At 72.5% G+C, this 8,080-nt stretch carries 7 protein-coding genes; 6 read left to right on the top strand and 1 reads right to left on the bottom strand.

Annotated elements, in window-relative coordinates:
• Nucleotides 1–96: 96 nt before the first annotated feature.
• Both EEJ42_RS36965 and EEJ42_RS36960 read left to right on the top strand, forming a co-directional pair.
• The gene (locus EEJ42_RS36965; protein WP_123106561.1) at nt 97–1,677 is read left to right on the top strand and encodes a HoxN/HupN/NixA family nickel/cobalt transporter; all 1,581 of its coding nucleotides are present in this window, start codon (nt 97–99) and stop codon (nt 1,675–1,677) included.
• A gap of 43 nt (nt 1,678–1,720) precedes the next feature.
• The gene (locus tag EEJ42_RS36960) at nt 1,721–3,355 is read left to right on the top strand and encodes a serine/threonine-protein kinase (RefSeq protein WP_123106560.1); all 1,635 of its coding nucleotides are present in this window, start codon (nt 1,721–1,723) and stop codon (nt 3,353–3,355) included.
• Here the strand turns inward: EEJ42_RS36960 and EEJ42_RS36955 are convergent.
• Nucleotides 3,339–4,145, bottom strand: coding sequence for an SGNH/GDSL hydrolase family protein (locus EEJ42_RS36955; protein WP_123106559.1), 807 nt, complete (start codon nt 4,143–4,145; stop codon nt 3,339–3,341). The genes EEJ42_RS36960 and EEJ42_RS36955 overlap by 17 nt on opposite strands.
• 369 nt (nt 4,146–4,514) lie before the next feature.
• Between EEJ42_RS36955 and EEJ42_RS36950 the strand changes: the two genes are divergently transcribed.
• From EEJ42_RS36950 to EEJ42_RS36935, 4 genes are all read left to right on the top strand, one after another.
• Nucleotides 4,515–4,928 (top strand): hypothetical protein, encoded by a 414-nt coding sequence (locus EEJ42_RS36950; RefSeq protein ID WP_246097607.1) that lies wholly within the window; start codon nt 4,515–4,517, stop codon nt 4,926–4,928.
• Nucleotides 4,929–4,931: 3 nt separating this feature from the next.
• Entirely contained in the window at nt 4,932–6,044 is a 1,113-nt protein-coding gene (locus EEJ42_RS36945; RefSeq protein WP_123106557.1) for a GNAT family N-acetyltransferase, read from the top strand.
• Between the two features lie 382 nt (nt 6,045–6,426).
• Nucleotides 6,427–7,239: a glycosyltransferase family 2 protein gene (locus EEJ42_RS36940; RefSeq protein WP_123106556.1), complete on the top strand. Its 813-nt coding sequence runs from the start codon at nt 6,427–6,429 to the stop codon at nt 7,237–7,239.
• The coding region (locus tag EEJ42_RS36935) for a glycosyltransferase family 2 protein (RefSeq protein WP_148082160.1) at nt 7,236–8,080 on the top strand (845 nt) is incomplete at its 3' end. The genes EEJ42_RS36940 and EEJ42_RS36935, both read left to right, overlap by 4 nt.

Raw genomic sequence — 8,080 nt, 5'->3', positions numbered from 1 at the left:
GCGGAGCCCCGGGTTCGAGGAGCGGCGGGGGCCGGGGCAGGGCCTCGGGGTCGGGTTGGGGCGGGGTGGGGGAAGGCGTCCGGGCATCCCCGCGACGTGGCCGCTCGGCGGCGGGTCCGGCGGCGGGTCATCGCCGCCGGGGTGCTCCTGGGGGCCGTGGCGCCGGTCTTGTTGCCCGCCGGGAGCGCCGAGGCGCACCCCCTCGGCAACTTCACCGTCAACCGCTACGACGGCCTCGTCATCACGCAGGACGCCGTCCGCGTCGACCACGTCGAGGACCTGGCCGAGATCCCGTCCGCGCAGGCGAAGGCGCAGATCGACAAGAACGGCGACGACACGCTCTCCCGGAGCGAGCTGTCCGCCTGGGCCGACACCCGCTGCGCGACCGCCGCCGAGAAGGCGCGCCTGACCGTGGACGGCCGTAAGACCGACGTCCGCGTGGAGCGCGGCGCGGCCCGCAACCGACCCGGTCAGGCCGGGCTGCCGACCCTGCGCGTGGACTGCCGATTGACGGCGGGCCTGGCGCACGCGCAGAAGGCGGCCATCGGCTACCGCCCCCACGACGTCGGCACCGGCCCCGGCTGGCGCGAACTGACGGCCCAGGGCGACCGGATGACGCTCACCGACTCGACCGCGCCCACCCGCTCGGCCTCCCACCGGCTGACCCGCTACCCCAAGGGCCAGCTCTCCTCGCCGCTCGACCAGCGCACCGCCAAACTCCGGGTCGAGCCGGGCGGCCCGGCGCTGGCCGCGGCCACCCCGGCGTCCGACCGGGACGACGCGGTGGGTTCGTCGGTGCTGCCGCGCGGCGCGGACCGTTGGACGCAGGCGCTCACCTCGATGGTGGCGCGGCACGACATCACCTTCGGCTTCGCGCTCACCGCCTTCGGCATCGCGGTCATGCTGGGCGCGATGCACGCGCTCGCCCCGGGCCACGGGAAGACCATGATGGCGGCGGCCGCCGCGGCGGGCGGCCGCAGCGCGCTGCGCGATGTGCTGACGCTGGGCGCGTCGGTGACGGTCACCCACACGATGGGGGTGTTCGCCCTGGGGCTGCTGGTCACGGCGGGGTCGGCGGCCGCGCCCTCGGTGATCTCCTGGCTGGGCATCGCGAGCGGGGTGCTGGTCGCGCTGGCGGGCGCGGGGCTGCTGCGCAAGGCGGTCCGCAGACACCGCCATGTGAAGGCACACCAGCACCAGCACCAGCACCAGCACCACCACGACCATGACCATGAGCACGGGCACGGGCACGCGCACGGGCACACGCATGGGCACACGCACACCCACGACCACGGAGACGGCCACACCCACACCCACGAAATCCGCCCCACCCTCCGCGGCACCCTCCTCATGGGCTTCGCGGGCGGCATGGTCCCCAGCCCCTCCGCCGTCGTCGTGCTGGTCGGCGCCGCGGCGCTCGGGCAAGCGTGGTTCGGGATCGTGCTGGTGGTGGCGTACGGGCTCGGGCTGGCGCTGACCCTCACGGCGGCCGGGTTCACGGCGGTACGTGTGGGCCAGGAGGCCGCCGAGCGGCTCATGGCCCGCCGGGAACGGGCGGGCCGGGGCCACAAGCTCCTGGGCGTGCTGCACCGCGCGTCGCCGTTCGGGACGGCCGCCGTCGTGCTCGTGCTCGGCTGCGGATTGGTGCTCAGGGGGGCGGCAACAACGCTCGGTTGAGGTACATTCAGCCCGAATTGCTCGGTGGGGGGAGGGCTCGGCCATGAGCGAAGAGGGTTTCGGCCGACGGGACGAGCGGCTGACCGGGGGGCGTTACCGCCTCCTCGGCGAGCTGGGCCGCGGCGGCATGGGCGTGGTGTGGCGGGCGTACGACGAGGCGCTGGGCCGCGAAGTCGCCATCAAGGAGGTGCGGGCCCCGGCCGGGCTCGGCGACCGCGACATCGACCGGCTGTACGCCCGGCTGGAGCGCGAGGGCCGGGCGGCGGCGCGGGTCTCGCACCGCAATGTGGTCACGGTGTACGACGTGGCGATGGAGGGCGGCCGCCCGTGGATCGTCATGGAGCTGGTGCGCGGGCTGTCCTTCGCGGATGTGCTGGAGGCGGAGGGTTCGGTGCCGCCCGCGCGGGCGGCGTTCGTGGGCGCCGAGGTGCTGGCGGCGCTGCGGGCCGCGCACGCGGTGGGCGTCCTGCACCGGGACGTCAAGCCCGGAAACGTCCTGATCGCGAACGACGGCCATGTGGTGCTCTCCGACTTCGGGATCGCCGTGGTGGAGGGTGACGCGGCGCTGACGCTGACCGGGGAGCTGGTCGGCTCGCCGGAGTTCCTCGCCCCGGAACGGGCGCTCGGCCAACCGCCGGGCCCGGAGGCGGATCTGTGGTCGCTGGGCGTGATGCTGTACGCCGCGGTGGAGGGCTTCTCGCCGTTCCGGCAGGACACGCCGCTGTCGACGCTGCGGGCCGTGGTGGACGCGTCGTTACCGCCGCCCCACTGGGCCGGGCCGCTGAGGCCCGTACTGGAGGGGCTGCTGCACAAGGATCCGCGGCAGCGGACGTCGGCGGCGGAGGCGGAGCGGCTGCTGCGGCTGGTGGCCGCGGGCGGCACACCCGGCGACGTACCGCGCCACACGGACGCGACCCCGGCGACACCGACGACACCGACGACACCGACGGCCCCCGCGCCACCGGGCGGTGGCCATCCGGCCGCCCTCGCCCCCGCGCCCGTCGGCCCCGCGGGCGATCAGCCGCCGCCGGAGCATCCACGGCGGGCGGTGGCCGCGATCGCGGCCGGAGCGGTGCTGGGCGTACTGGCGCTGTGCGGGCTGACCTGGGCGCTGCTGAACGAGGGCGGCCAGGACGAGAACAACAACGGCGGCACCGGCGGCATGACGACCGCCACCGGCACGCACCGTACGGACGCCACCAAAGACGGCAAGGGCAACAACGGCGGCCCCGCGACCACGGCCGCGACCACCTCCCCCGCCGCCCTCACCATCACCGTCGTCATCAAGGCCGAGCGCGACGACTACGAGGGCGTCTGCCCGCCCCCGTCCGGGAAGGCGCCGTCCTTCACGGCGGCCCTCTCGGTGAACCACGCCCCCGCGACGGTCCGGTACCGCTGGATCACCGGCAGCGGCCGGGTGTCGGACGGCGGCTGGAAGTCGGCCCGCTTCGGCGAGGGCGGCACGGCGCGGACGGTGCGCCACACCGAGCTGTCGTACCAGGCGGGGGCCCGCCACGAGGACTGGATCGCCGTGGAGGCGAAGGGCCCGAAGGGCGTCACGTCCGTCACGTCCTCGCGCGTCGACTTCGCCACGACGTGCGAGGAGGCCCCGACGGACGGGGCCTCCTCCTCTACGTGGGCACCTCGGGGAACGGATCCGTTCAGGCAGCGGCGGTGAACACGGGGAGGTAGCCACCGGACTGACCGGCGGCGGTCGGGTGGTACGACTCCTCGATGGGGAAGGTGACGCTGTTCAGCCAGGCGCTGCCGGAGCAGATCTCGTGGCCGGTGAAGGTCGGGGTGACGTCGCCGAAGGCGAAGCCGTGGTCGGCGGCGCGCTTGGCGGTGACGGAGTTGAGGAGGTCGGCGGCGTTGTTGATGGCGGCGCGCGAGGCCTCGCTGAGGCCCAGGAAGCAGGAGCCGTTCAGCTTGTAGAAGCGCGGGTAGCCGAGGACGACGACCTGGGCGGACGGGGCCTTGGCGCTGATGGCGTCGTACACCTGGTCGAGCTTGCCGGGCAGGGTGTTCTCGGCGTACGTACGGGCGTTGGCCACGGCGTTGAGACAGCCGCTCTCGCCCGACAGCGCACAGGTGGTCATGACGCTCGCGAACCCGGCGTCGTTGCCGCCGATGCTGATGCTGACGAGACCGGTGGCGGAATTGAGCGGTCCGAGCTGGCTGCTGAGCACGTCGCCGGTCTTGGCGCCCGAGCAGGCGGTGAAGGCGAAGCCGGAGGGGGAGTGGGCGGCGGCCCAGAGCGCGGGGTACGCCTTGGTGCTGCGCTTGCAGGCACCGCTGGCGCTGTCGTAGCTGCCCGCGCCGACGCCGGATGAGTAGGAGTCACCGAGCGCCACATAGGCGGGGCCGGCGCTCTGCCCGCTGGCGTGGGCGGCACCGGCCCCGGTGAGGGCGAGGACGGCGCCGACGACGAACGCGCCTAAGGTCGCCGTGAGTCTGGACAGTTTCATTCGAATCTCCCTAGCAGGATCACTCCTGTGCCGATGTGAGGCGCGATCACCCCATAGCGGGCCATCGCGTTCGAAACCGTCAATCACGCCACCGTGCATATATGGGCGCCGTGACATGGCTATGTCATGCCGCCCAAAATCATGATCTATGCGTGTAGCTGTCCAAAATCTTTCGATCACTCAAAAGGGTGAATCCTGCACGCAATCTCCGGCGCGCGCCTGGCGCGCGGGGTGCGCAAAACCCTTGGTGGGCGCTCAACCTCGCGCTCTCGCATGACGTCTTCGCGCGCTTTTCCCGTCTTGACGGGCCTTGGCGCGCTGCGCGACATTGAAGCCCGGCATCCGGCGCTTCGGGGGGCAAAGTCGCCAATGCAGACGAACACTGACAAGGGATCGGCTCGCGCCGACCTGCTGCCGGTGGCCGCGGGGGCGGCCGTCGGCATCGCGGCCACCGGCGCCGCGCTCACGCTGGCGGACTTCGACTCGCCGCTGCGCGCGCCGTTCACCCTGTTCTTCCTCGTGGCGGCGCCCGCCGCAGCGCTGGGCAGCACCCTGCGCGGGCTCGACGCGGTGGCCCGCACCGTGCTGGGGATGGCGGGCGCGCTCGCCCTCGATCTGCTGGTGGCGCAGACCATGCTCGCGCTGCACCTCTGGTCGGTGCGCGGCGGAGTGGCCGCGGTGGGCCTGCTGAGCCTGCTGATGCCGGCCCCGGCACTCCTCGCGCAGGCCCGGCGCCCGGGCCGGGGGCTCGCCGAGCCTCAGAAAAGCGGCGGGGGCTGCTGACTGGTGGATATCCGTGTGTACCGGCCGGGCGAGCTGACCGTCGCGGACCGGGCGGTCTGGACGGCCATGCAGGCCCAGGCGCCCCTGCTGGGCGCGCCGCAGCTGGCGAACCCCTTCCTGTCACCCGAGTTCGCCCTCGCCCTCGGCCGCTGCCGAGGCGGGGTGCGGATCGCGGTGGTGCGCGAGGAGGGCGAGCCGGTGGCCTTCTTCCCGTTCCAGCGGACCCGGTTCGGGGTGGGCCGGGCGATCGGCCTCGGCCTGTCGGACGCGCAGGGGCTGGTGCACCGGCCGGGGTTCCAGTGGGACGCGCGCGAGCTGTTACAGGCGTGCGGGCTGGCGGTGTGGGAGTTCGACCACCTGGTGGAGGGCCAGAAGCCGTTCGAGGTGGCGGCGCGGGGGACGTACGACTCCCCCGTGATCGACGTGAACCGTGGCTACGAGGCGTATCTCGCCCAACTGCGCGCCCGCTCACCGAAGTTCACACGGACGACGCTGGCGAAGCAGCGCAAGCTCGGCCGGGACGTCGGCGAGGTGTCGTACGTCCACGACGAACGCGATCCGGCCGTGCTGCGCACGCTGATGGGGTGGAAGTCCGCGCAGTACCGCAGGACCGGGCGGAGCGACCGCTTCGCCCATCCGTGGATCATCCGGCTGGTGCGGCAGCTGTTCCACACCCGGGGTGAATCGTTCGCGGGCGTGCTGTCGGTGCTGTACGCGGGCGGGCGGCCGATCGCCGCGCACTTCGGGCTGCGTTCGGAGCGCGTCATGGCGTGCTGGTTCCCCGCGTACGACAGGGACTTCGCCAAGTTCTCGCCCGGTCTGGTGCTGCACCTGCGGATGGCGGAGGGAGCCGCTGCCGAGGGGGTGGACTATCTGGATCTCGGGCGCGGTGAGAAGGAATACAAGGACTCCCTGAAGACACGCGATCTCAGCGTGTCGGAGGGGTGGGTGATGCGCCGCCACCCGGTGGCGCTGGGGCATCGGGCGCGGCGTGCGCCGGTGCGGGCGCTGCGCAACACGGTGCTTTCCCGGCCGGAGCTTTTCGGACCGGCCGACCGGCTGCTGAAACGCATGGGGAGTGTGCGGGCGGCCGGGAAGAATGGGGGCGGGAAATGAAGGTCAACCTTTCAGAAAGAGGTGTCGCCACCGCCATCTTGCCCTAGGGTCAAGAGGCTCAACAGAGTTACGAGCATGAATACCGTCGTTACTCAACCCGCATCGGACCATCATTCAACGCGGCTCAAGGGGAGGGCTCGAGCGCCGCGATGGAATCCGCGCGGGGCGCGGTAGGGGGGTGCCGCGTCCGGTTTTTCCTGCCTGTTGTCGGGGGCGGACCGGGACGCGTGCCGCGAGGCCAGTAACAGCCAGCTCGTCCGTTCTTCACGGTGTGCACGAGAGTCCATGCCGTCATGCGCGGATGAGAACCCCCCTTTCGAACCGGATACACCAAAGGACCGCCGGGGGGCGGTGGTCCACCGGACGAGAGGGAATCATCGTCATGACGTCTTTTGTGCGACCGGCCAGGTCCGATATCGCACCGGCCGCCGGATCATCTCGATACCGGCCCATCTCCTCGCATCTCGCGATCGCGCCGCCGGTGAGCGTCGTGATTCCGGCGATGAACGAGGCCGACAATCTTCCGTACGTCTTCAAAACCCTTCCGGACTGGATCCATGAAGTCGTCCTGGTGGACGGCAATTCCACGGACGACACGGTCCGGGTGGCCCGTGAACTGTGGCCGGACGTGAAAGTGGTGACGCAGCGCGGCAAGGGCAAGGGAAACGCGCTCATCACCGGATTCGCCGCCTGCACCGGCGAGATCGTGGTGATGGTGGACGCGGACGGCTCGGCCGACGGGTCCGAGATCGTCAGCTATGTGTCCGCGCTGGTGTCGGGCGCCGACTTCGCGAAGGGGTCGCGCTTCGCCAACGGCGGCGGCACCGACGACATGACGCCGATCCGCAAGCTCGGCAACCGCGCGCTCACCGCGATCGTCAACCGCAAGTTCGGCGCCCGCTACACCGACCTGTGCTACGGCTACAACGCCTTCTGGCGCCACTGCCTGGACGAGATCGCGCTGGACTGCGCCGGGTTCGAGGTGGAGACGCTGATGAACATCCGGGTGGTCAAGGCCGGGCTGCGGGTCCAGGAGATTCCCAGCCATGAGTACGAGCGCATCCACGGCGCCAGCAATCTGCGGGCCGTCCGCGACGGGCTGCGGGTGCTGAGGGTGATCCTGCGCGAGCGCGGCGTCCGGCGGCCCCGCCGCCCGGCCGTGGCGCCCGCGGCGGTCCGGGGGGAGGTGTCTTGACCCTCGCCGGACCGCAGCCGCGGATCTCGGTGGTGATCTGCGTCTACACCGAGGACCGCTGGGACGACATCCTCGCCGCGGTGGCCTCGGTGCGCGACCAGTCGTGGCCTGCCGAGGAGACGCTGCTCGTGGTGGACCACAACCCGGCGCTGCTGCGGCGGCTCCGGGACCACTACGAGGGTGCCGGGGCACGTGAGGGGGTGCGGGTGCTCGCCAACGCGGGCCCCCGCGGCCTGTCCGCGGGCCGTAACACCGGCGTCGCCGCGTCCACCGGCGAGGTGATCGCGTTCCTCGACGACGACGCGGTCGCCGAGCGGGACTGGCTGCGCCACTTCGCCGGCGGGTACGCGGATCCGCGGGTGCTGGCGGTCGGCGGGCGCACCGAACCGGTGTGGGCGTCCCGGCGCCGCCCGGCCTGGTTCCCGGAGGAGTTCGACTGGGTCGTGGGGTGTACGTACCGGGGGCTCCCGCCCGGGCGGGTCCGGGTGCGCAACGTGCTCGGCGGGAACGCCTCGTTCCGCAGGGAGGCGTTCGACGCCGTGGGCGGGTTCGCGAGCGGCATCGGGCGGGACGCCGACAAGCGGCCGCTGGGCTGCGAGGAAACCGAGCTGTGCATCCGGCTGGCGCGCGCCCGGCCGGACGCGGTGCTGCTGATCGACGACCGCGCGGTGATCCACCACAAGGTGCCCGCGGCGCGGGAGCGGTTCGCCTACTTCCGCAGCCGGGCGTATGCCGAGGGGCTGTCGAAGGCCCTGGTTGCCCGCAGCGTGGGGGCCCGGGCCGGGCTGGCGTCCGAGCGTCGCTACACCACGCGCGTGCTGCCCGCGGGCGTCGCCCGCGG

It is taken from the genome of Streptomyces botrytidirepellens, from assembly GCF_003721215.1.
Classification (GTDB): Bacteria; Actinomycetota; Actinomycetes; order Streptomycetales; family Streptomycetaceae; genus Streptomyces; species Streptomyces himastatinicus.
This window is presented reverse-complemented; position numbering and strand designations above follow the sequence as displayed.

What these genes read in the sequence shown, in the direction of transcription:
- EEJ42_RS36955 (WP_123106559.1), bottom strand. Translation starts at nt 4,145, where the DNA reads ATGAAACTGTCCAGACTCACGGCGACCTTAGGCGCGTTCGTCGTCGGC.
- EEJ42_RS36940 (WP_123106556.1), top strand. Translation starts at nt 6,427, where the DNA reads ATGACGTCTTTTGTGCGACCGGCCAGGTCCGATATCGCACCGGCCGCC.
- EEJ42_RS36960 (WP_123106560.1), top strand. Translation starts at nt 1,721, where the DNA reads ATGAGCGAAGAGGGTTTCGGCCGACGGGACGAGCGGCTGACCGGGGGG.
- EEJ42_RS36950 (WP_246097607.1), top strand. Translation starts at nt 4,515, where the DNA reads ATGCAGACGAACACTGACAAGGGATCGGCTCGCGCCGACCTGCTGCCG.